Here is a 21,432-nt window from a genome sequence, read left to right as displayed (position 1 = left end):
AAAACACTGACTAGTCCAAAGTGGCCACGAAACGGCTCACTGCTTCCATGGTGAACCGCTGGGCGAGCTTGCCCGACGGCGCCGCCGAGGCCAGGCGGTGCAGCGGGCGGTCGGGAACGGCTTCGCCCCTCGCTTCGGCTCGCAGCTGCGCGACCAGGAGTTCGGAGAAGATCATCCCGTTGGCCTCGACGTTGTTCAGCACACCGTCGGCGAGCTTGCGCAGCGCGAGGATGCCGAGTTCCCGGCCGCCGGTGCCCGCGTAGATCGCGAGGTCGACCTTCGCCGATTTCCCCCGCGCACCGGTGACGAGCATGCTCACCGTCCGCGCGCCGCGCACGTCCGAGACGAGCAGGTCGATGCGCTTGGCGGTGACGAGGTCGACGTGCCGTTCGCGCCACGCGCGCACGACGATCGTGGTGCCGGTGAGCCACACCTGCCTGCGCAGTCCGAACAGGACCACGTAGACCAGCGGTAGCGCGACCACCGCCGCGGTCACCAGCCCGGCGACCCGGCCACCGATCAGCCCGCCGATCCCGCCGAACGCGGCGGCCACCAGCAGCACGCCCGCGAAACCCGACCAGGCGCGCCGCTTGCGGAGGGCGGGATCCGGTTGGTGGAGCGGGATCCGCTCCGGTTGCTCTTCGTCAGTCATCGTCCAGCCTCGTGAAGAACGGGTTGGTGGTGCGCTCCCTGCCGATCGTGCTCGCGGGCCCGTGCCCCGGCAGCACGACCGTCTCGTCCGGCAGGGGAAGCACGAGTTCGCGCAACGAGCCGTCGAGCCGGTCGCGGTCGCCGCCCTCGCGGTCGGTCCGGCCCACCGAGCCCGCGAACAGGGTGTCACCGGAGAGCAGAAGCCTGCCGCCCGCCTCGGTGCGCACCCGTACCAGCACCGACCCTTCGGTGTGCCCCGGCGCGTGGTCGACGTCGAGCGCGATGCCGGCCAGTTCGATCATGCCCGCGTTGAGCGGTGTCAGCTCGGCTCCCGGCACCATCGCGTGATCGGCCGGGTGCAGCACCACCGGGACGCCGTGGCGGCGCGCGATCTCCGCGGCCGACGCGACGTGGTCGAAGTGCCCGTGCGTGGCGAGCACGGCATCGGGCGTGAGGTCGTGTTCGGCGAGCGCCGCGTCGAGCGGTTCCAGCGCGTCCTCGCCGGGATCCACCACCACGCAGTCCGCGCCGCGCCCGGCGGCGAGGAGGTAGCAGTTGGCGCCGAGCGCACCGGCCGCGAACCCGGCGACGAGCACGAAAACCCCCTCCACCTGCACCAGTGCGGTCGCCCGGCCTGTCTCGGCGCGCCCGTCCACCCACCCTAGCGGCCCCTGTACAGGGTTCTCACAGGCTGTGCCCATAGACTGCGGGCCACCCGATCGGTGTGTGACTTCGAGTGGAAACCTGGAGGGCAGGTGGCGACCAACCAGCAACGCCGCGAGGCCGCGAAGCGCAAGCTCGAGCGACAGCTTGCACGCAGGGCCGAGCGAGCGAAGCGGCGCAAGATCATCGGTGTCGGCGTGACCGTCGGCGCCGTCGTGGTGGTCGCCGGGCTGGTGGTGTTCTTCGCGACGCGGAACAGCGACGACAACGCGAACGCGGCCAAGCCCGACGCCTCGCCGTCGTCGGAGACGCCCCCGCCGCCGTCGCCAGCGGCCATCCCGACGCAGCGCGCCGCCGAGGTCAAGCGCCCGCAGCCGCTGCCGAACCCGTCCACGTGCGACTATCCGGCGAGCCAGGGCGAGAAGTCCGCTAAGACGGCGAAGGCGCCGCAGGCGGGCCCGACCCCGGCCACCGGCAAGGTGAACGCGGTCATGAAGACCACCGCGGGGGACATCCCGGTGACACTGGACCGCGCGCTCGCGCCGTGCACCGTCAACAGCTTCATGAGCCTCGCGAAGCAGGGCTTCTACACCGACACCGCCTGCCACCGCCTCGGCGTCTCCGAGGGCCTGCAGATGCTGCAGTGCGGCGACCCGAACGGCGACGGCTCCGGCGGCCCCGGCTACACGGTCAAGGACGAGAACTTCCCCGAACTGCAAGGCAAATACGGCCGCGGCCAGCTCGCGATGGCGAAGACCAGCGCGCCCAACAGCGGCGGCAGCCAGTTCTTCATGGTCTTCGGCGCCGCCCAGCTGCAGCCCGACTACACGGTGTTCGGCGAGATCTCCGACGCCGGGCTGCAGGTGCTCGACAAGGTCGCCAAGGACGGCATCGCCCCCGGCGGCGTCGGCCAGGACGGCAGCACCGGAAAGCCGAAGACCGAGGTCAAGTTCACCGGCATCACCGTCGGCTGACGCACTTTTCCGGCCCTTTTCGACGTCCCTGATGGCCAAACCTTGACGGATACAGCAACGCGAAGCGTTTCCGTGGGGAGTGGCGGTCGGGCGGCGGGTGGGCGGCACTCAATGCCGTCAAGGTGGCCATCACGGCATCAGGACGAGGCGTTCCGGCCTACGACAGCAACTCCGACACCAGCCGCTCGTAGGCGTGCCGGTACGGCGCGATCGCTCGGATACGTGCGCGATTCGCCCGTACCGCGGGAATCGCGCACCCCGTGACGACGATCGCGACCGCAGCCGCGACGAGGACGGTCACCGTCCCGAAGGCGAGCAAGACCGTGATCAGCGCCGCGAAGCCGAGCAATACCGCCGGGGCCGTCCACCGGAGCGCGCGGGCGCGAAGCCGTACGTGCGCCGCACGAGCGGCTTCCAGCTCGCGGGCCGAAAGTGGATCCACACCGGTTTCGGCGAGCACTGCGGCCGCAACCTCTTTGGCGCGAGGGTGCTTGCGCAGTTCGGCGAGCGGCGGTCCGTTCAGGAACTCCGGCCCGGTGCGCGGTACGGCCGTACTGTCGAATCGCCGGAACAGCAGGTAAGTGGTGTCGCCCTGCTGCTCCCGACCCGCGGGAACCCACCCCTCGGACGCGGCGGCGGTGCGGTATTCGTCTTGTGTCATGCGCTCGGCGATCACGTCGGCGTCCACTCTCGCCACGCCATTGATATCCGGCTGGACAACGCGGAGCGCGGCGAGCAACCCGGCTTCGCCCGCCCCAGCATCGTCGATAGGCGTCTCGTCGGCCGCGACTACCGCACGCCGAAAGTTCAGCCTCCGATCGTTGCGGCCGGAGTACCCGACCCACTGGAAGCGCTCCGACTCGGCGATGCTCTTCACATCGTCCTCGGACAGTCCTAACGGGACAGTGGTACTGGTGGTGCCCGTCGGCGTCTCCGTACCGAGCAAACGGCGGCGAGCCTCCGCCAGCCGCTTGTGCTTGGGTTTCATCCACTCCGCAACAGCAGAACCCACGACGGCAATCATCACGAGGCCAGCGAGCCCCAGGAGGACGTACATCACAACGACGTATACCGGCACGTGGCTCTCCGCTTCAGTCAGAGGGTGTTCAGAACAGCCGAGATCCGCGAGACCTCGCCCGTATCGGCCCACTCGATCGTCTGGCAGATCGCAGTCATCATGTCGACGTAGTCATCCCAATCTCTCAGACATGTCGTGCTCATCGCGAAAATCGCCAACCGTCGTTGTTCCGGCAACGGGAACATCACCTGCAGCTGCCGAACGGACGTCGCTTCCGGGGGATGTTCGCCTCGCAGGTCGGCTTGCGCGTGCACAGCAGTCTCGTCGATCACGACAAGACATCGGCCGATCTGAAGATCAACGAACTGCGTATGACGATCACGGTCTTCGAGACGAATCGACTCGGCGATTACGTCGAGGGGCCTCCGAGCATCTCCGAGCCCATCCAACAACAGCACCGAAAGCTGTGCCGTCGAAGCTGCGCTGGAGTCGACCTCAGATCGCCCGACGAAGTTCGACACAAATCGAGCACCGGTCTCCACCAACTGCTCGACAGCGAACTGGTTCGCCAGCACCAATCGGAGTCGTTCCTCATTCGACAAACTGGGAAACGCGACGTCGATCGAATCAAGCAACTCGTTGGCGCGCTCTTCGATCGTCGCGGTCAGGTCGAGGTCGGTGAACCCTGCAGGCAGCGAGAAACGGAAAGGAAAGTCAAGCTCGACTGTTTCACTCATGATCGATTCCTATCCGAATGCCCTGGCGAACTGGCCAAGCGAACGTCCAAGGCCACCTACCCCGCTCGCCGTCTTGCCCCAGTCACCGACGCTCTGACCAGCCGCGACTGCCCCCGCACCATAGCCGACACCATCCTTGATGCTCTTTGTCGTGTCATTGCCGACCGCGAGGTCGAGAGCAACCGGCACCTGCGCTGTCAGATTCACGGTGTTTTGGGCAACCTTCGCAATCGTGTCCGCATTGCCCCCCACTAGCTGGGCGGTACGACTGCCGAGCTTCTCGAACATCGTAGCGGCCTCCGCCACTCGACCGGCCTCCGATAGAAACATCTTCCCACCAGCGATGACAGCCTCACCGAGACCTTCGACCGTTCGCAGCGAACTCGCCGCTTCACCCAGGCTTTTGGCTGCCACTCCGACGCCCGGGATCACACCTAACGCGTCGGTAGCCAGACCGACCCAAGCGGTCGGGTCAGCCCACTTGCCCTCAACGACCATCTCGCCGCCGTGGGCGGCAAGCGCGACTCCGCCCGCGATGAGCGCGATCGGGCCGGTAACCGGCGCCAGAAAAGGAATGAAGGACAACGCGCCAGCGACGGCTGCGATCATGCCCGCGATGTCCCCGATCTTGCCCAGGTTGTGAACCACCCAATCGCCCATGCTTTCGAAAGCATCGCCGATTGCGTCCCACATGCCCGGCGCTATATCAGTCGCGTCATCAAGCTGATCCGCTACCGCATCAGCATCGTCTTCCCACCGATCTTGCAGGTCACGGGCTTGACGTCGGATATCTTCAAGGCGATCCCATGCCGCTTCAGCGGCCGTCCCAGCTTGCTCGGCCGCCGCAGATGCCTCCTTAGCCTTGTTCTGGGCCGCTTCCGCCGCCGCCGTGTCATTGGTGTCGTACATGACCGGCGTGTTCGCCTTCGTCTGCGCTTGCTTCGCGGCCGCATCAGCTCGCTGAGCATCGGCCAGCGCCTGCCGCGCCTGATTTTCCAGGTCGATTGCCTGTGCTTGGTGGCCAGCCAACGTAGCTTGCCAACCGCTGAGCGCTTTCCCGGCAGCAAGAAGCGACTGATGTGCATCGTCCAACAATCCAGGGAGGTCACCCAGCTTTTCGGCAAATTCCTTCGACGCCTCGCCGGTCCATGAGTCTTTGTCTTTCTTGACATTCTCAAGAACGGTAAAGGACTCCTTGAGCCAGTTACCGGTATCGGTCATTTGCTTGGCGAGCACTCCGACAACTTCGGGATTTCCCCTGGCTGGGTCGAATGTGAGACCATGCCAGTCGGCCTTACTGGTCATCGCGCCGGTCCCATAGTCGGGGGCTCCGGCTGACCAGCACTGCCCGCCTCAACCTTTTGGGCCATCTTGGTCAGATTGTCTCGAAGCGAGTTCTCGAAATCCGCATACTTGCCCTTCGCCGCACCGAGCGCTTCGGTGATCTTCGCTACACAATCACCCATCTTGCGGATCCCGCGTTCCCAGTCCTCCCGAAAGTCGGCGCATGCCTCGTCAAGGTCATCTGGACCAATGGAATCGGGTCCAATGTCCTCCATGGACTTCAGCGCACCATCAAGATTCTCTTTGGCACGATTTAGATTCTTGCCAAGCACGTCCAAGCCGCCGATATCGACCGTAAAGTCGGGCACTACGTGTTCCCTCCCCAGGCACACGAAAACATCGTCCAGTTGATGCGGCTGGACCGATGACGATATACATGACGTTTGGACACTTTGCCATCAACTGGACTTCCAGGGATGAGAAACGAGAAAAGTCACCTCCTTGGGGGAACGTCAGCAGAGTAGTCGCGGAGTGTGACGGAGCGTTCGTGGATGTGCTGGCAGCTCAGCGGTGGCGGAAGTTCGGGGTGCGGCGTTCCAAGAAGGCCGCGACTCCTTCCGCGTAGTCTTCGCCCCGGATCGCGGCCGATCGGATCTCGGCGATCTCGGCGTCGTCGGAGTCCTGGCCCGCCTGGATCTTCCCGATGATCGCGTTCATCCCCCTGATCGAGGCCTGCGACCGTGCACAAAGGACGTTCGCGAACTCGCGGACGCCGTCTTCGAGCGTCTCGGGGGCGAAAATATCGTTCAGCAGGCCGATTTCCCGTGCCCGGGTGGCGTCGATCAGGTTGCCGGACAACAGGAAGTACCGCGCGTGCGCCGGGCCGATCAGCGACACCAGCTGGTGGGTCGACCGGAAGTCGTAGACGATCCCGAGCTTCGCAGGGGTGATCCCGAAGCGCGCCGACGGCTCGGCGAACCGGAAGTCGCACGCCACCGAAATCTGGCAGCCGCCGCCGATGCAGTTGCCCCTGATCATCGCGATGCTCGGCTTCCGCATACCGGACAGCGCCCGCACCGCGCCGTCGACGACCTTGTCGTAGGCCATCGCGCCGTCGGCCGACGAGCGCAGGTCGCCGAACTCGCTGATGTCCGCGCCCGCCGAGAAATCGGCACCGGCACCGGTCAGCACCAGCACCTTGATCGCGGGATCGGCTTCGACCTCGTCCACGATGCCGGGGAGCGCGGACCACATCTCGTAGGTGACCGCGTTCTTCTTGGCGGGCCTGGCAAAGGTCAGACGCGCGATGTCCCCGTCACGGTCGAATTCGAAGCCTTCGATCATGGCGAGGAGCCTAAACCGACGGCACGCGGTTACGAGGCGGACGTGACCCGGTACACGTCGTAAACACCCTCGACGCCGCGAACGACCTTGAGCACGTGCCCCAGGTGCTTCGGGTCCCCCATCTCGAACGAGAACCGGCTCACCGCGACCCTGTCCCGCGAGGTGGTGACCGAGGCGGACAGGATGTTGACCTTCTCGTCCGCGAGCACCTTCGTGACGTCGGAAAGCAGCCGGTGCCGGTCGAGCGCCTCCACCTGGATCGCGACCAGGAACACCGAGGTCTCCGACGGCGCCCATTCGACCTCGACGAGCCGCTCCGGCTGGGCGCGCAGGTCGTCGGCGTTGGTGCAGTCGGTGCGGTGCACGCTGACGCCGCCGCCCCTGGTGACGAATCCGAGTATCTCGTCGCCGGGCACCGGGGTGCAGCAGCGCGCGAGCTTGGCCCACACGTCGCTCGCGCCCTTCACGATGACGCCGACGTCGTTCGAGCCGCGGCGACGCGTCACCGTGGACGGCGTGGAGCGTTCCGCGAGCTCCTCTTCGGCCTCTTCGACGCCGCCGATCAGGGCGACCAGGCGCTGCACCACGTGCTTCGCGCTGGTGTGCCCCTCCCCGACGGCCGCGTACAACGAGCTGATGTCGGAATGCCGCAGTTCGGCGGCGAGCGCGCCCATGGACTCCGCGGAGACGAGCCGCTGCATCGGCAGCCCGACCTTGCGGACCTCCTTGGTGATCGCCTCCTTGCCCGCCTCGATCGCCTCGTCGCGGCGTTCCTTGGCGAACCACTGGCGGATCTTGGCGCGCGCCTTCGGCGAGCCCGCGAACTGCAGCCAGTCGCGGCTCGGGCCCGCACCCTCTGCCTTGGAGGTGAAGATCTCGACGACCTCGCCGTTTTCGAGCTTCCGCTCCAGCGCGACGAGCCTGCCGTTCACGCGCGCGCCGATGCACCGGTGGCCGACCTCGGTGTGCACCGCGTAGGCGAAGTCGACCGGCGTGGACCCGACCGGCAGCGTGATCACGTCGCCCTTCGGCGTGAACACGAAGATCTCGCGCGTGGCCAGCTCGTAGCGCAGCGAGTCGAGGAACTCCCCCGGGTCCGCGGCCTCGCGCTGCCAGTCGAGCAGCTGGCGCATCCAGGCCATCTCGTCGACGTCGACGGCGTTGCCCCGGTGGGTGCCCCTGGTTTCCTTGTACCGCCAGTGCGCCGCGATGCCGTACTCCGCGGTGCGGTGCATCTCGTAGGTGCGGATCTGGACTTCGAGGGGTTTGCCGTCCGGGCCGATCACCGTGGTGTGCAGCGACTGGTAGACGCCGAACCGCGGCTGCGCGATGTAGTCCTTGAACCGGCCGGGCATCGGCTGCCACAGCGCGTGCACCACGCCCATCGCCGCGTAGCAGTCCCTGACGTCCTCGACCAGGATCCGCACGCCCACGAGGTCGTGGATGTCGTCGAGATCGCGGCCGCGCACGATCATCTTCTGGTGGATCGAGTAGTAGTGCTTCGGCCTGCCCTCGACCTTCGCGACCACCCGCGAACCGGCGAGCTGGGTGGACAGCTCCCCGATCACGGTGCGCAGGTAGGTGTCGCGCGACGGCGCCCTGTCCGCCACCAGCCGCACGATCTCGTCGTACTTCTTCGGCTGCAGGATGGCGAACGCGAGGTCTTCGAGCTCCCATTTGACGGTGGCCATGCCGAGGCGGTGCGCGAGCGGGGCGAGAACCTCCAGCGTCTCCTTCGCCTTGCGCGCCTGCTTCTCCGGCGGCAGGAAGCGCATGGTGCGCATGTTGTGCAGCCGGTCGGCGAGCTTGATCACCAGCACGCGCGGGTCGCGCGCCATCGCGATCACCATCTTGCGGATGGTCTCGGCCTCGGCCGCGCTGCCGAGCTTGACCTTGTCCAGCTTGGTCACGCCGTCGACGAGCTGGGCCACCTTGTCGCCGAAGTCGGCGCTGAGGTTGTCGAGCGAGTAGCCGGTGTCCTCCACCGTGTCGTGCAGCAGCGCCGCGACGAGCGTGATGGTGTCCATGCCGAGGTCGGCGAGGATGGTCGCGACCGCGAGCGGGTGCGTGATGTAGGGGTCGCCGGACTTGCGGCGCTGGTCCCGGTGCAGCTCCTCGGCCACGTCGTAGGCGCGCTGCAGCAGGGCGAGATCGGCGTTCGGGTGCAGCTCGCGGTGCACCGCGGCCAGCGGTTCGAGCACCTGCTTGACCGAGGCGGCGCGCTGTGCCGTGATCCGCCTGGCGAGGCGCGCGCGCACCCTCCTGGTGGCGGACGGCGCCCGTGTCGCGCCGGTGCGCCCGGACGGCTGGCCGCCGTCCTGCGCGGGCACTCCAGCATCGAGCTCCTGGCTCACCCGCACCTCCAATTGCTCGTGCGGTCTCGGATGTCCAGCCTAACCCGCCGTGGCCGACACCACCGGCACACCCGCCGATTGGGCAAAAGCCCACCGTGAGTAGAGCCGCGACGCCTCCCGTGCGCGCCGATCAGACGGTCGACAACGCGCGCACCACGCGATCACCCAGCGTGGCGCGCCCGCCGAGCCCGGCCAGCTCCAGCACGACCGACACACCGGCGACCGTGGCGCCCGCCTTCTCCAGCAGCGCGCACGCCGCCGTCGCGGTCCCGCCCGTCGCGAGCACGTCGTCCACGATCTGGACCCGCTGACCGGGCGACACGACCTCGGCTGGCAGTTCGAGCGACGCGGTGCCGTATTCGAGCTCGTAGTCGACCCTGCCCGCCACCGCGGGCAGCTTGCCCGGCTTGCGCACCAGCACGACGCCGAGACCGGCTGCGAAGCCGACCGCGGCGGCCAGCACGAATCCCCGCGCTTCCACCGCGGCCAGCAGCTCGACCTCCGGCTCGATCGTGCCGGCGAGCGCCTCCACCACGGTCGAGAACCCGGCCGCGTCCGCGAACAGTGGCGAGAGGTCCCGGAACCGCACACCTGGTTCCGGGAACCCGTCGATCTCGGTGATCAGGCCGAGTGCGGCGTCCACATTGTCCACTGCCACGAACTAGCGCCTGCGCTTGCCGGACGGACGACTGGTCCGCCTCGGCGTCTGCTTCTGGTTCCGCGCGGGCACGCTCGCCGCCGCCGCGTACGCCTTTTCCTTGCGCAGCTCGGCTTCCAGCGCCTCGTCGTCGGTCACGTCGAGATCGTCCTCTGTGGACGAACCGCCGCGCTCCGCCGCCTTCTTCGCGAGGTTTTCCTTGCGCGCCTTGACCCTGGCGGCCTGCTGGCGGTACTTCGGGTCCCGCATCTTGAAGTCCACCAGCAGCGGCGTCGCGAGCGCGACCGAGGACAGCACACCCACGATCGTGCCGGTGAGCTGCACCAGCGCCAGGTCCTGCAGCGTGCCGGAGCCCAGCAGGATGTAGCCGATCACGAGCAGGCCGAGGATCGGCAGCATCGCGATGACCGCGGTGTTGATCGACCGCATCAGGGTCTGGTTGAGCGCCAGGTTCGCCGCCTCGCCGTAGTCGCGCCTGGTCAGCCCGAGCAGGCCGCGGGTGTTCTCCTTGACCTTGTCGAACACCACCACCGTGTCGTACAAGGAGAATCCGAGAATGGTCAGCAGACCGATCACCGTCGCGGGCGTGACCTCGAAACCGACGAGTGAATAGACGCCCGCGGTCACCACGATGTCGTGGATCAGCGAGATCAGCGCCGCGATCGCCATCCAGCGCTCGAAGTAGACCGCGAGGAAGATCGTCACCAGCACCAGGAAGACGGCCAGCGCGATGAGGGCCTTCTGCGAGATTTCCCCGCCCCACGACGCGCTGACGGCGCTGTCGCTGATGATCTGCGGCGCGGACCTGCCCGCGTTGTCCACCGGCTTCAGCTTGGTGAACAGATCCTGCTTGAGCTTCGCGACCTCGGCGTTGTTCAGTGCGTCCGAGCGGATCTGGATCGCCGCGCTGGTGCCCTTGCCGACGATCTGGGTCTCCGCGGCGCGCTTCCCGGTGGAATCGGAGAAGACTTCTTTGACCTGCGGCTCGGTGATCTCGGTCCCCGAGGCGTTCTTCGCGGGCATCTGCAGCTGGGTGCCGCCCTCGAACTCGATACCGAGGTTGAAGCCCTTGATCCCCATCGACGCGACGCACACCAGCACCAGCGCGCTGAAGAAGACGTACCAGCGCTTCCGGTTCCCGACGATGTTGAACGCGCCGGTGCCCACGTAGAGCCGGTGGAAGAAGCTCTCCCGCTTACCCGAGTTCGGTGTCTTCTCGGAGGTCTCGCCCGCGGCGTTCCCGTGTTCTTCGACGGCCACGTCAGGCCTCCTTCGCGGTCGCGCCACGGCGGGCGGACTTGTTCGCGGCCGACTTCAGCGCGCCCAGCTTCTGCACCGCGCCGAGCCCGAGGAAGTTCGGGTTGGTCAACGTCTTCGACTTGCTCTTGGAGATCAGCGCGACCAGCGGGTGCGTCACCAGGTACACCACCACCAGGTCGAGCACGGTCGACATACCGAGCGTGAACGCGAAGCCCTGCACGTCGCCGACGGCGATGACGTAAAGCACCGCGGCGGCCAGGAAGCTCACCGCGTCCGAGGCGAGAATCGTGCGCCTCGCCCGCACCCAGCCCCGGCCCACGGCGGAGCGGAAGCTTCTGCCCTCCCGCATCTCGTCCTTGAGCCGTTCGAAGTAGATGACGAACGAGTCGGCCGTGATCCCGATGGCGATGATCAGGCCCGCGACGCCGGCGAGGTCGAGGGTGTATCCGATCCACCTTCCGAGCAGCACCAGCACGGAGTAGACGAGGGCACCGGACAACGCCAGCGAAAGGATCGTCAGCACACCGAGGAACCGGTAGTAGAACAGGCAGTAGATGAACACGATCGCGAGCCCGACGGCGCCCGCGATCAAACCCGCTTCGAGCGAAGCGAGGCCCAGGGTCGCGGACACCGTGGTGGCGTCCGACGGAGCGAACGAGAGCGGCAGCGAGCCGTACTTGAGGATGTTGGCGAGGTTCTTGGCCTCCGCCTGCCCGAACGAGCCGCTGATCTCGGTGTTGCCACCGAGGATCGGGCCGTTGATGTTCGGCGCCGAGACGACCTGGGTGTCGAGCACGAACGCGGCGCGCTTGTTGACGTGGGACGAGGTGAAATCGCCCCAGGTCTTGCCGCCGTCGGGCTTGAACTGCAGGTTGACCGTCCAGCCCGGCTTCTGCGGAGCGGGCGGCGCGGCCTGCGCGTCGGAGATCTCGGTGCCCTGCAGGAACACCGGGCCGAGCACGTACTTCTCGGTGCCGTCCTGCAGGCAGGTGACCAGCGGCTTGTCCGGATCGTCGTTACCAGCCAGCGGGTCGTTCTTGCCCGGGGTGCAGGTCATCGCCGCGAGCGCCTGCTGCTGCAGCTGCTGCGCGGCGGCCGCCTGCTGCTGGTTGTTCGGGTCCTTCGCGACCAGCGCGGGGTTCTGCCGCGCCGCCTTCGCGGCCGCGATCTCCTGCTTGGTCTTCTGGTCGATCGAGTCGTCGCCGGGCGACGGCGTCGGCGGCTGCTGAGCCGCGCCGGGCGCGCCACCGCCACCACCGGGGGCGGGCGCGTTCGACGGTTTGCCCGCGGGCGCCGAGGCTGGCGGGGCCGACGGGTTCGGCGCCGGGGCCGAGGACTGGCCGGGCGGCGGCTGCTGGCCGGGCTGCTGCCCCGGCTGGCCCGGCTGCTGAGGCGCCCCGACCCGTTCGGCCTGGATCACCTCGCGGAAGCCGAGCTTGGCCGTCTTGCCGAGGTTCTTGGCCTGGTCGCCCTGGTCGCCGGGGACGGTGATGACGACGTTGTCGCCGTCGAGCACCACCTGGGTACCACCGACGCCGTAACCGTTCACCCGGGTTTCGATGATCTGGCGCGCCTGGTCGAGCGATTCCTTCGTGGGAGCTCCGCCCTCCGGTGTGCGCGCGGTCAGCGTGACCCGCGTGCCGCCCTGGAGGTCGATGCCGAGCTTCGGGGTCGGCTTCCCGTCGCCGGTGAGGAACACCAGCGCGTAGAGCGCGACCACGATGATGCCGAAGAAGGCGAGATAGCGTCCCGGGCGGATCTGCCCGGCCGGTGGTGCCACGGTGGTCGTTCTCCTCGAAGTGAAAGTTCTCGGACTCGGCGCTGCGGGCGCGCTCGCGAACGGTGTGCGTCCGCGCGCGAGCCAGCCGCCGCGCGCGGACACGGTTGATCACTATGACGCCGGACACGCACGCAGCACCGAGACACTACTCGGTGCTGCGTGAACCCGGCGTTGCCCCCGTACCCACTTTCGTCGGGATTCCACGGGGCAAGCAGCGGAGCTACTTCTTGCCGTGCTCCAGCGGCGGGGCGATCTGGGCGCCCGACTCCTCGGACTTCTTCTCCTCGGTCGCCGAAGTCTCCGAAGAAGCGGTCACCGCGGGAGCCTCGTCGGCGGGAATCGCCTCGTGGGAACCAGGAGCTTCCTCGTCGGCGGAGTCGTCCTCAACGACCGGCTCGACGCGCTCGCGAACCGCCTGGCGCAGCCAGGTGGTCACCACGCCCGGCGCGATCTCGATGTCGATGGTGGTCTCGTCATCGGTGTTGGCGACGGTGCCGTAAAGGCCCGACGTCGTCATCACGCGGTCGCCCTCGCCGAGGCTGTTCTGCAGCTCCTGCTGCTGCTGCGCCATCCGCTTCTGCTTGCGCGTTCCCATCACCAGCGGAACCGCCACGACGAGCATGAGGAGCACCGGCAGCAATAACTGTTCCATGATTCTCCATTCGACGGACGCCCCACAGCGGGGTGTTACGTCCGGTTTTGTATAGATGTGCTCTTCAGAGTGTGCCAGGTACCACTGAAAACGCCAGCACCGGTGTCGGGAGTTCCCGGTGAGCTACTGGTCGAACGCCTCCTGGTCGAACAGCGTAGGACCCGGCTGTCCCAGCCCGCCGCCGTACCCGGCGGGCACGGTGAGCCCGAGGTGCTCCCACGCCGACGGTGTCGCCACCCGGCCGCGCGGAGTGCGGGCGAGCATGCCGGCGCGAACCAGGTAGGGCTCACACACCTCTTCGACGGTACCTGGTTCCTCGCCCACCGCTACCGCCAGTGTCGTCACGCCGACCGGGCCTCCGCCGAACGAGCGGCACAGCGCGGTCAGCACCGCGCGGTCGAGGCGGTCGAGGCCCAGCTCGTCGACGTCGTAGACGGCCAGCGCCGCGCGGGCGATCGCCCTGCTCACCCTGCCGTCCTCCCTGACCTCGGCGTAGTCGCGCACGCGGCGCAGGAGCCGGTTCGCGATCCGGGGCGTGCCACGCGAACGGCCCGCGATCTCGGCGCACCCGTCCGCGTCGATCTCGATGCCGAGGATGGTCGCCGCCCGGCGCACCACCAGCTCCAGCTCCTCGTCGGCGTAGAACTCCATCTGACCGGTGAACCCGAACCGGTCGCGCAGCGGGCCGGTCAGCGCGCCCGAGCGCGTGGTGGCCCCGACCAGGGTGAACGGTGCGATCTCGAGCGGGATGCTGGTGGCGCCCGGCCCCTTGCCGACCACCACGTCCACCCGGAAGTCCTCCATCGCGAGGTACAGCATCTCCTCGGCGGGACGGGCGATCCGGTGGATCTCGTCGATGAACAGCACGTCGCCTTCGGCGAGGTTCGACAGCATCGCCGCGAGGTCTCCGGCGCGTTCCAGCGCGGGACCGGAGGTGATCCGGATGGCGGCGTCCAGTTCCGCCGCGACGATCATCGCCAGGCTCGTCTTCCCGAGCCCCGGGGGCCCGGACAGCAGCACGTGGTCCGGCGGCACGCCGCGGCGGCGCGCGCTCTCCAGCACCAGTTGCAGCTGCTCGCGAACCCGCGGCTGGCCGACGAACTCTTCGAGCTTGCGCGGACGGAGTGTGGTCTCGACCTCGCGCTCCCCGTTCTGCGGGAGGGCGGAGAGGGTCTCGTCCGTCTCGAAGTCCGTCATGTGCCCATGGTCCACGCCCGCGGCCTACCGCTTGCGGCCGAGGGTGGCCAACGCCGCCCGCAGCACCGTGGCCGTGGTGTGCTGCGCGTCCTCGTCGGCCAGGACCCTGTCGACGGCTTGCTCGGCCTGCTTCGCCGGGAAACCCAGTCCTGCCAACGCTTCCACGACCTCGCCGCGCACCGCGGAGCCCGCGACCGCGCCCACGGCCGCCTCCGGCGCGCCGGGCGCGGCGGCCACGACCTTGTCGCGCAGTTCGAGGCTGAGGCGCTCGGCCCCCTTCCGGCCGATCCCGGGCACCTGGGTCAGCACGGTGATGTTCCCTTCGGACAGCGCGGCTTTCAGCTTGTCGGGGTCGAGCACCGCGAGCGCCGCGAGCGCGATGCGCGGCCCGATCCCGGACACCGTCTGCAGCAGCCCGAACAGCTCGCGCGCTTCGGCGTCGGCGAAACCGAACAGGGTCAACGAATCCTCGCGCACGACCAGCGTCGTGTGCAGCCGGGTCTGCTCACCGCGGCGCAGCGTCGCGAGCGTCGACGGCGTCGCCTGCACGGCGACACCGAACCCGCCCATCTCGACGACCACGTGGTCGAGCCCGATTTCCAGGACTTCTCCGCGTACCGAGGAGATCATCGCCGCACTCCCGTGTTCTTCGCCGCCTTCGCCGCTTCGGCGAGGCGTGCCTTGTGGGCCTTCGCCAGTTCCTTCGCCCGCGCCTCCGCTTCGGCGAGCCGCAACCGCATCGGCTCCCGCCACAGGTGGCAGATCGCCAGCCCCAGCGCGTCGGCCGCGTCCGCGGGCTTCGGCGCGTCCTCGAGCTTGAGCAGCCGGGTAACCATGGCGGTGACCTGGGCCTTGTCCGCCCGGCCCGATCCGGTGACGGCGGCCTTCATCTCGCTCGGCGTGTGGAACGCGACGGGAAGCCCGCGGCGCGCCGCGGACAGCGCGACCACACCGCCCGCCTGCGCGGTGCCCATCGCCGTGCGCACGTTGTGCTGGCTGAACACGCGCTCGATGGCGACCGCCTCCGGCCGGTACCGGTCCAGCCAGTCCTCCACCGCGTCGGCCACCGCCATCAGCCTGGTCGCGAGCGTGGCGTCGGCGGGGGTGCGCACGACGTCGACCGCGACGCAGCTGACCGACCGGCCGGTGCCGCCGTCCACGACGCCGATCCCGCACCGGGTCAGCCCGGGGTCCACACCGAGCACGCGCACCTGATCACCTCTCGCCGAACACCAGTTCGAGGTGAGGCTACCGGGCGTTCTCCGCGAGTACGGCGAGGACGCGCCGTGCGGATGTCACGGACCGTCGACGCCCGGTGTCCAGCTCTCCGGCTCACCGCTCTCGGTGAGCACGAGCTGCCACTCGCCGAACCCCTCCGGCGCGCTGTCCTGCCACGGCCACGAACCGTCCGGGGTCGGCACGATCAGCTGCACGGCGGGGAAGTCGCCGTCCGGGTACACCAGGAACGCGCTGCCGAAGTACTCGAGGTAGTGCCCCTTGGCGACCTTCTCGAAGGTGACCGGCACGCCGTCGAAGAAATCCGTGTACAGCTTGCCGTACTCGAACTGCTCCCCCGCCGCCGCACGGTCCACATAGGCGTCGAGCAGAACCGGGCCGATCTCCGCGGGCAGGCCGACCACGACCGCTTCGGGAACCCCGTGCAACGCCCACGCGCAGGCGGTGAAGGCGTAGCCGGCGCCCTCCTCGTCATCGGGCACCGCGATGACGGCGTTCCCCCGTTGCTGCCCCTGCTGGACAATCCACTCGAGCAGCTCTTCTTCTTCGGGCGCAAGGGTTTCGGCGGTCACGGGCGTCATTGTGCCGTATCCCGCCCTCGACGGGAAAGGCACCGGCCACCGGAATTTCGCCTACCGGTCAGGTTTTCGGGACGAACGGTCAGCCGACTTCCGCGAGCACCTCGTCCGACACGTCGAAGTTCGCATACACGTTCTGGACGTCGTCGCAGTCCTCGAGCGCGTCGATCAGGTTGAACACCTTCTTGGCACCGTCGGCTTCGAGCGCCACGGTCATCGACGGCAGGAAGCTCATGTCCGCCGACTCGTAGTCGTATTCGGCTTCCTGCAAGGCTTTCCGCACCGCGACCAGATCGGTCGCCTCGGAGATGATCTCGAAGCTCTCGCCGAGATCGTTGACCTCTTCGGCGCCGGCGTCGAGAACGGCCATCAGCACGTCGTCCTCGCTCAGGTCGTTCTTCGGCATGAGCACGACACCCTTGCGGTTGAACAGGTAGGCGACCGAACCCGGGTCGGCGAGCGAACCGTTGTTGCGCGTCAAGGCGGTGCGCACCTCCATCGCGGCCCGGTTCTTGTTGTCGGTCAGGCACTCGATCAGCACCGCGACACCGTTGGGGCCGTAGCCCTCGTAGGTGATCGTCTGCCAGTCCGCGCCGCCCGCTTCCTCGCCGCCGCCGCGCTTGCGCGCGCGCTCGATGTTGTCCGCGGGAACCGAGTTGCGCTTGGCCTTGGCGATCGCGTCGTAGAGAGTCGGGTTCCCGTCGGGGTCACTGCCGCCGGTGCGCGCCGCCACCTCGATGTTCTTGATCAACCTCGCGAAGAGCTTGCCGCGCTTCGCGTCGAGGTTGGCCTTCTTGTGCTTGGTGGTGGCCCACTTGGAGTGGCCGCTCATCTCTCCTCCAACTGCTTCTACGCGGGAACGCGGTCTCGTACCATGCCGACGAACAGCCGGTGCACGCGCTCGTCCCCCGTGAGCTCCGGGTGGAACGCGGTGGCGAGCACTGCTCCCTGCCTGACCGCGACGATCCTAGCGGCAGCGTCCCCGGCGGCAGGGGTGTCCGGTACCCGTGCGAGCACTTCGACGCCGTCGCCGGTCCGCTCGACCCACGGCGCGCGGATGAAGACGGCGTGCAGCGGCGCCTCGCCCGGTGCGCCGAGACCGGCGAAGTCCAGGTCGGACTCGAACGAGTCGACCTGCCGCCCGAAGGCGTTGCGGCGCACGACGACGTCGAGCCCGCCGAGCTGGCGCTGATCCGGCCTGCCGTCGAGCACTTCGCGCGCGAGCAGGATCATGCCCGCGCACGACCCGAACGCGGGCAGCCCGGCCGCGATGCGCTCGCGCAGCGGTTCGAGCAGCTCGAACGTTTCGAGCAGGCGCGACATCGTGGTGGACTCGCCGCCCGGCAGCACCAGACCGTCCACTTCGGACAGTTCGGCCGGGCGCCGGACGGGCAGCGCGGTGGCGCCCGCACCGGTCAGCATGGCGAGGTGCTCGCGCACGTCCCCCTGCAGCGCGAGCACTCCGACCACTGGCCTGTCCACCGGCACCTCCGTCAGCTAAGGCAACCGCACAAGCCTAATGCGCAGGTCAGCGACGCTCACCCCGGGGGCGGTCCGCCGCCGCGACGCGCAGCGCCTGCTCGAGGTCGTCCCAGAGGTCGTCGACGTCCTCGAGCCCGACCGAGACCCGCAGCAGGCTCGACGGAACTCCGCACGCTTCGCGGTCGGACTCGCCGACCAGCCGGTGGGTCAGCGCGCCGGGGTGCTCGATGAGCGTGTCGACCGAGCCGAGGCTGACCGCGGGCGTGACCAGACCGAGCTTGCCGACCACGGCGTACGGGTCACCGACCGGCTCGAAGGCGAGCATCGCGCCGGGCTCCCGCAACTGCGTGCCGAGCAGCGGCCCGCCGGTGAGCCCCGGGTACCGCACCGAGTCCACGGCGGGGTGCTCGGCGAGCCTCATCGCCAGCTCCGACGCCGTGCGCGTGGCCGCTTCGACGCGCAAGGGCAGCGTCGCGAGCCCGCGGTGCAGCAGGTAGCCGCCGAGCGGGTGCAGCACCGCGCCGGTGAGGATCCGGAGCTGCCGCAGCGGACCGGCGAGCGGCTCGGCGCAGGCGACCACACCGCCGAGCACGTCACCGTGACCGCCGAGGTACTTGGTGCCCGAATGCAGGACGTAGGCGGCGCCGTGCGCGGCCGGGTTCTGCAGTACCGGGGTCGCGAAGGTGTTGTCGACGAGCACCGGGACTTCGCCCGCGGCGCGCACCACGGCGGCGATGTCGGTCAGGTCGAGGTTCGGGTTCGCCGGGGTCTCCAGCACGACGAGCCCGGTGTCCGGCCGGATCGCCGCCTCGATCTCGTCCGCTCGCGCGTAGGTGGTCTCGGTGCCGAGCAACCCGGTGGCCAGCAAGTGGTCCGTGCCGCCGTAGAGCGGGCGGACGGCCACCACGTGCGGGCGGCCGCGCATCAGGCAGGCCGCCTGGAGGACGGCCGTCATCGCAGCCATGCCGCTGGCGAAGGACACCGCGGACTCGACGCCTTCGAGATCGGCGAGCGCGCGTTCGAACCGCGCGACCGTCGGGTTGTGCAGCCGCGCGTACACCGGCGACGCGGCGTCGGCGAGCCCGTCGGCCCAGTCGGCCAGCGCCGCCCCGCCCGCCGCTTGGTCCGGCACCGGGTAGGTGGTGGACAGGTCGATCGGCGGGACGTGCACGCCGAGCCCGCCCAAATCGTCCTTGCCGCCGTGCACCGCACGCGTCCTGACACCCGTCACCGCTACCTCCTCGATTCACATCTGCGGGGCCAATGCTGGACGGAACGCGGTGATCTAGGGCATCTTCGAAAGCATCTTCGGCAACCGGAAGGAAGTTTCGTGCTGGATGCGATCGACGTCGCGATTCTGGCGGCCCTGCAGAACGACGCGCGGCTGCCGAACAAGGACCTGGCGGCACTGGTCAACGTGGCGCCGTCGACCTGCCTCGTGCGGCATCGCGCGCTGCGGGAGTCCGGGGTGATCAGCGGCTACCGGGCGGAGGTGTCGCTCGGCGCGCTCGGCAGGCCGCTGCAGGCGGTGGTCGCGGTGCGGATCCGCCCGCACACCAGGGCCGTGGTGCAGGTGTTCATGGAGTTCGTGCTCGGCATGCCGGAAACCGTCTCGGTGTCGCACGTGGCTGGCCCCGAGGACTTCCTCGTGCACGTGGCGGTGGCCGACGCGGCGCATCTGCAACGGCTGCTGCTCGACTCCTACACCACCCGCCGCGAAGTGGCCGAGGTGCACACGAACCTGTTGTTCGAGCACCGGCGCAAGGCGGAGGTGCCCCCTACCGTGGACGCCCTGCGCTGACGGACTCCGCGCTAGGAAACGCCGATCAGCCGCAGCAGCGCGGCCGTCGCGGCGGCGGCGATCACGACGAGCGGGAACGGCGCCTTCCGCCACGCGAGCACACCGCCGACGAGCACCCCCGCGGGGCGGGCGATCCCGGCGAACGACTGGTCCTCGGTGAGCGAAGCCGTCGCGACCACGGCGGCGAGCAGGACCACGGCCGCGGTCGCCATGATCTTCTCCGAGCGCGGGGAAAGCGTTACGCGCGACCGCAATGCGGGCCCGGCGAACCGGAACGCGAACGTGCCCGCGGCAAGTACGACGGCGCACAGGACGAGCGTGAGCGGGGCGATGATCACGCGACAGCCTCCTCTGGGGTCTTCGCCTTGCGCAGCACTACGAGCACACCCGCGAGCGCGCACAGCACCGGCAGTCCGGCGGGCAGGAAGAAAGTCGTCGCGAGCGCGATCACCACGCCGATCAGCGCGGCGAGCCGGGTGTCGCGGTCCTTCAGCGAAGGCAGCACCAGCGCGAGCAGCACGACGGGAAAGGCCGCGTCGAGCCCGAACGCGTCGGTGTCGGTGATCGCCGTGCCCGCGAACGCGCCGACGACCACGCCGAGGTTCCAGCAGACGAACAACCCGATCCCGCAAGCCCAGTACGCGGCCCGCCGTCGTTCGGCGTCCTTCTGAGCGAGCGCGAACGCCACGTTCTCGTCGATCATCAGGTGACTGCCCGCGATCCGCCGGAAGGCTCCCTTGCCGAGCAGGTCCGCGACCGCGAAGCCGAACGGGACGTGACGCGTGTTCACCAGCAGCCCGGCCACGACCGCCGCGATCGGGTTGCCGCCCGCGGCGATCATCCCGATGAACAGGAACTGCGATACCCCGGCGAAGACCAGCAGCGACAGCATCATGGGCACCCAGATCTCGAAGCCGGAACTGACCGCGAGCATCCCGTAGGAGAGCCCGACGAGGCAGTCCGCGAGGCACACGAGGCCGATGTCCCTGGCCAGGTCCGGGCCGAGGGTTCGCCAAATCGAACGCATAGCATCGTATGATGAACATGTCGGTGCCGTTCGTCAAGGAGAACAAACGGTCCGGCCTACCGAACGACGCCACGGAGCACGCACATGACCGATCACGGGCACCTGCCGCCGAGCGAGGAACAGCAACGCGGGGCGCCGCTGGAAACCATCGCGGCCTCGCTTCGGCGGGAGCGGGCACGCGCCGGGCTCTCGCTCACCGAGCTGGCGCGCAAGGCCGGGATCGCGAAGTCCACGTTGTCCCAGCTCGAATCCGCGACCGGCAACCCGAGCGTGGAAACCCTGTGGGCGCTCGGCGTCGCACTCGACGTGCAGTTCTCCCGGCTCGTCGAACCGCCGCGCCCCCAGGTTCGGGTGATCCGGTCCGGCGAGGGCCCGCGGGTGTTCGCCGAGCGCGCGAACTACGCCTGCACGCTGCTCGCCTCGTGCCCGCCCGGCATGCAACGGGACCTGTACCAGGTGGTCGCGCAGCCCGGCGCGCCGCGGCGGTCCGATCCGCACATACGAGGGGTCGTCGAGCACATCACGCTGTGCACCGGACGCGCGCTCGTCGGGCCGACGGAGGATCCCGCCGAACTGTTCCCCGGCGACTACATCTGCTACCCCGGCGACGTACCGCACATCTTCGAAGCACTCGAACCCGACACGCGCGCCGTCGAAATCTCCGAACACCCCTGAACGAGTCGTTATGCACTGAAGGCCGCCATCACGGCATTCAATGCCGTGATGGCCACCTTCA

The 21,432-nt window shown here is 68.7% G+C and carries 24 protein-coding genes; 3 read left to right on the top strand and 21 right to left on the bottom strand.

What is annotated here, in order from left to right:
- Positions 1 to 10: 10 nt before the first annotated feature.
- Together HUW46_RS38590 and HUW46_RS38585 are read right to left on the bottom strand one after the other, a co-directional pair.
- The gene (locus HUW46_RS38590; protein ID WP_215543629.1) at positions 11 to 652 is read right to left on the bottom strand and encodes a hypothetical protein; all 642 of its coding nucleotides are present in this window, start codon (positions 650 to 652) and stop codon (positions 11 to 13) included.
- Positions 645 to 1,247: an MBL fold metallo-hydrolase gene (locus HUW46_RS38585; RefSeq protein ID WP_215550379.1), complete on the bottom strand. Its 603-nt coding sequence runs from the start codon at positions 1,245 to 1,247 to the stop codon at positions 645 to 647. Before HUW46_RS38585 ends, HUW46_RS38590 begins: the two co-directional genes overlap by 8 nt.
- Before the next feature lie 159 nt (positions 1,248 to 1,406).
- On the opposite strand from HUW46_RS38585, the gene HUW46_RS38580 reads away from it, so the two are divergent.
- Positions 1,407 to 2,288, top strand: coding sequence for a peptidylprolyl isomerase (locus HUW46_RS38580; RefSeq protein WP_215543628.1), 882 nt, complete (start codon positions 1,407 to 1,409; stop codon positions 2,286 to 2,288).
- 157 nt (positions 2,289 to 2,445) lie between these two features.
- Here the strand turns inward: HUW46_RS38580 and HUW46_RS38575 are convergent, their stop codons facing one another.
- The 17 genes from HUW46_RS38575 to HUW46_RS38495 form a co-directional block, all read right to left on the bottom strand.
- The gene (locus HUW46_RS38575; protein WP_215543627.1) at positions 2,446 to 3,366 is read right to left on the bottom strand and encodes a hypothetical protein; all 921 of its coding nucleotides are present in this window, start codon (positions 3,364 to 3,366) and stop codon (positions 2,446 to 2,448) included.
- 17 nt (positions 3,367 to 3,383) lie between these two features.
- On the bottom strand, positions 3,384 to 4,043 hold the full coding sequence (locus HUW46_RS38570) for a hypothetical protein (RefSeq protein ID WP_215543626.1): 660 nt from the start codon (positions 4,041 to 4,043) through the stop codon (positions 3,384 to 3,386).
- A gap of 9 nt (positions 4,044 to 4,052) precedes the next feature.
- Positions 4,053 to 5,348, bottom strand: coding sequence for a hypothetical protein (locus tag HUW46_RS38565; RefSeq protein ID WP_215543625.1), 1,296 nt, complete (start codon positions 5,346 to 5,348; stop codon positions 4,053 to 4,055).
- The gene (locus HUW46_RS38560; protein WP_215543624.1) at positions 5,345 to 5,695 is read right to left on the bottom strand and encodes a hypothetical protein; all 351 of its coding nucleotides are present in this window, start codon (positions 5,693 to 5,695) and stop codon (positions 5,345 to 5,347) included. The genes HUW46_RS38565 and HUW46_RS38560 overlap by 4 nt, the downstream gene beginning before the upstream one ends.
- 196 nt (positions 5,696 to 5,891) lie before the next feature.
- Positions 5,892 to 6,671, bottom strand: coding sequence for an enoyl-CoA hydratase/isomerase family protein (locus HUW46_RS38555; protein WP_215543623.1), 780 nt, complete (start codon positions 6,669 to 6,671; stop codon positions 5,892 to 5,894).
- A gap of 29 nt (positions 6,672 to 6,700) precedes the next feature.
- Entirely contained in the window at positions 6,701 to 9,025 is a 2,325-nt protein-coding gene (locus tag HUW46_RS38550; RefSeq protein ID WP_215543622.1) for a RelA/SpoT family protein, read from the bottom strand.
- A gap of 130 nt (positions 9,026 to 9,155) precedes the next feature.
- Complete coding sequence (locus HUW46_RS38545) at positions 9,156 to 9,683, bottom strand: adenine phosphoribosyltransferase (protein ID WP_215543621.1); 528 nt, start codon at positions 9,681 to 9,683, stop codon at positions 9,156 to 9,158.
- A gap of 3 nt (positions 9,684 to 9,686) precedes the next feature.
- Complete coding sequence (secF, locus tag HUW46_RS38540) at positions 9,687 to 10,943, bottom strand: protein translocase subunit SecF (protein ID WP_215543620.1); 1,257 nt, start codon at positions 10,941 to 10,943, stop codon at positions 9,687 to 9,689.
- Between the two features lies 1 nt (position 10,944).
- Positions 10,945 to 12,723, bottom strand: coding sequence for a protein translocase subunit SecD (secD, locus tag HUW46_RS38535; RefSeq protein WP_215543619.1), 1,779 nt, complete (start codon positions 12,721 to 12,723; stop codon positions 10,945 to 10,947).
- Positions 12,724 to 12,943: 220 nt separating this feature from the next.
- On the bottom strand, positions 12,944 to 13,375 hold the full coding sequence (yajC, locus tag HUW46_RS38530) for a preprotein translocase subunit YajC (RefSeq protein ID WP_215543618.1): 432 nt from the start codon (positions 13,373 to 13,375) through the stop codon (positions 12,944 to 12,946).
- A 123-nt stretch (positions 13,376 to 13,498) separates the two neighbouring features.
- The gene (gene ruvB / locus HUW46_RS38525) at positions 13,499 to 14,572 is read right to left on the bottom strand and encodes a Holliday junction branch migration DNA helicase RuvB (RefSeq protein ID WP_215543617.1); all 1,074 of its coding nucleotides are present in this window, start codon (positions 14,570 to 14,572) and stop codon (positions 13,499 to 13,501) included.
- Between the two features lie 24 nt (positions 14,573 to 14,596).
- Positions 14,597 to 15,202 (bottom strand): Holliday junction branch migration protein RuvA, encoded by a 606-nt coding sequence (gene ruvA / locus HUW46_RS38520; RefSeq protein ID WP_215543616.1) that lies wholly within the window; start codon positions 15,200 to 15,202, stop codon positions 14,597 to 14,599.
- Positions 15,199 to 15,783 carry a crossover junction endodeoxyribonuclease RuvC gene (gene ruvC, locus HUW46_RS38515; protein ID WP_215543615.1) on the bottom strand — a complete coding sequence of 195 codons (585 nt, stop codon included), beginning with the start codon at positions 15,781 to 15,783 and terminating at the stop codon, positions 15,199 to 15,201. Before ruvC ends, ruvA begins: the two co-directional genes overlap by 4 nt.
- Positions 15,784 to 15,867: 84 nt before the next feature.
- Positions 15,868 to 16,389, bottom strand: a complete 522-nt coding sequence (locus HUW46_RS38510; protein ID WP_215543614.1) for a DUF4262 domain-containing protein — start codon at positions 16,387 to 16,389, stop codon at positions 15,868 to 15,870.
- Positions 16,390 to 16,468: 79 nt separating this feature from the next.
- Entirely contained in the window at positions 16,469 to 17,218 is a 750-nt protein-coding gene (locus tag HUW46_RS38505; protein ID WP_215543613.1) for a YebC/PmpR family DNA-binding transcriptional regulator, read from the bottom strand.
- Positions 17,219 to 17,235: 17 nt separating this feature from the next.
- Positions 17,236 to 17,874: a pyridoxal 5'-phosphate synthase glutaminase subunit PdxT gene (gene pdxT / locus HUW46_RS38500; RefSeq protein ID WP_215543612.1), complete on the bottom strand. Its 639-nt coding sequence runs from the start codon at positions 17,872 to 17,874 to the stop codon at positions 17,236 to 17,238.
- A 40-nt stretch (positions 17,875 to 17,914) separates the two neighbouring features.
- Complete coding sequence (locus HUW46_RS38495) at positions 17,915 to 19,099, bottom strand: trans-sulfuration enzyme family protein (RefSeq protein ID WP_215543611.1); 1,185 nt, start codon at positions 19,097 to 19,099, stop codon at positions 17,915 to 17,917.
- 99 nt (positions 19,100 to 19,198) lie between these two features.
- On the opposite strand from HUW46_RS38495, the gene HUW46_RS38490 reads away from it, so the two are divergent.
- A complete protein-coding gene (locus tag HUW46_RS38490; RefSeq protein WP_215543610.1) occupies positions 19,199 to 19,669 on the top strand; it encodes an Lrp/AsnC family transcriptional regulator in 471 nt (156 codons plus the stop codon).
- 11 nt (positions 19,670 to 19,680) lie between these two features.
- On the opposite strand, the gene HUW46_RS38485 is transcribed toward HUW46_RS38490, so the two are convergent.
- Positions 19,681 to 20,001, bottom strand: a complete 321-nt coding sequence (locus HUW46_RS38485; protein ID WP_215550378.1) for an AzlD domain-containing protein — start codon at positions 19,999 to 20,001, stop codon at positions 19,681 to 19,683.
- Between the two features lie 2 nt (positions 20,002 to 20,003).
- Positions 20,004 to 20,696 carry an AzlC family ABC transporter permease gene (locus HUW46_RS38480; protein WP_215543609.1) on the bottom strand — a complete coding sequence of 231 codons (693 nt, stop codon included), beginning with the start codon at positions 20,694 to 20,696 and terminating at the stop codon, positions 20,004 to 20,006.
- 84 nt (positions 20,697 to 20,780) lie between these two features.
- Between HUW46_RS38480 and HUW46_RS38475 the strand changes: the two genes are divergently transcribed.
- Complete coding sequence (locus HUW46_RS38475; RefSeq protein WP_215543608.1) at positions 20,781 to 21,371, top strand: XRE family transcriptional regulator; 591 nt, start codon at positions 20,781 to 20,783, stop codon at positions 21,369 to 21,371.
- Positions 21,372 to 21,432 lie beyond the last annotated feature (61 nt).

The sequence above is a fragment of the Amycolatopsis sp. CA-230715 genome (assembly GCF_018736145.1).
Classification (GTDB): domain Bacteria; phylum Actinomycetota; class Actinomycetes; order Mycobacteriales; family Pseudonocardiaceae; genus Amycolatopsis.
Note: the sequence above shows the minus strand (reverse complement) of the source record. Positions and strands in the feature narration are given on the sequence as shown.

Coding starts and splice junctions, on each gene's coding strand:
- HUW46_RS38555 (WP_215543623.1), bottom strand. CDS start 6,671: ATGATCGAAGGCTTCGAATTCGACCGTGACGGGGACATCGCGCGTCTG.
- HUW46_RS38505 (WP_215543613.1), bottom strand. CDS start 17,218: ATGAGCGGCCACTCCAAGTGGGCCACCACCAAGCACAAGAAGGCCAAC.
- HUW46_RS38565 (WP_215543625.1), bottom strand. CDS start 5,348: ATGACCAGTAAGGCCGACTGGCATGGTCTCACATTCGACCCAGCCAGG.
- HUW46_RS38475 (WP_215543608.1), top strand. CDS start 20,781: ATGACCGATCACGGGCACCTGCCGCCGAGCGAGGAACAGCAACGCGGG.
- HUW46_RS38570 (WP_215543626.1), bottom strand. CDS start 4,043: ATGAGTGAAACAGTCGAGCTTGACTTTCCTTTCCGTTTCTCGCTGCCT.
- HUW46_RS38480 (WP_215543609.1), bottom strand. CDS start 20,696: ATGCGTTCGATTTGGCGAACCCTCGGCCCGGACCTGGCCAGGGACATC.
- HUW46_RS38510 (WP_215543614.1), bottom strand. CDS start 16,389: ATGACGCCCGTGACCGCCGAAACCCTTGCGCCCGAAGAAGAAGAGCTG.
- ruvA (WP_215543616.1), bottom strand. CDS start 15,202: ATGATCTCCTCGGTACGCGGAGAAGTCCTGGAAATCGGGCTCGACCAC.
- HUW46_RS38590 (WP_215543629.1), bottom strand. CDS start 652: ATGACTGACGAAGAGCAACCGGAGCGGATCCCGCTCCACCAACCGGAT.
- ruvB (WP_215543617.1), bottom strand. CDS start 14,572: ATGACGGACTTCGAGACGGACGAGACCCTCTCCGCCCTCCCGCAGAAC.
- yajC (WP_215543618.1), bottom strand. CDS start 13,375: ATGGAACAGTTATTGCTGCCGGTGCTCCTCATGCTCGTCGTGGCGGTT.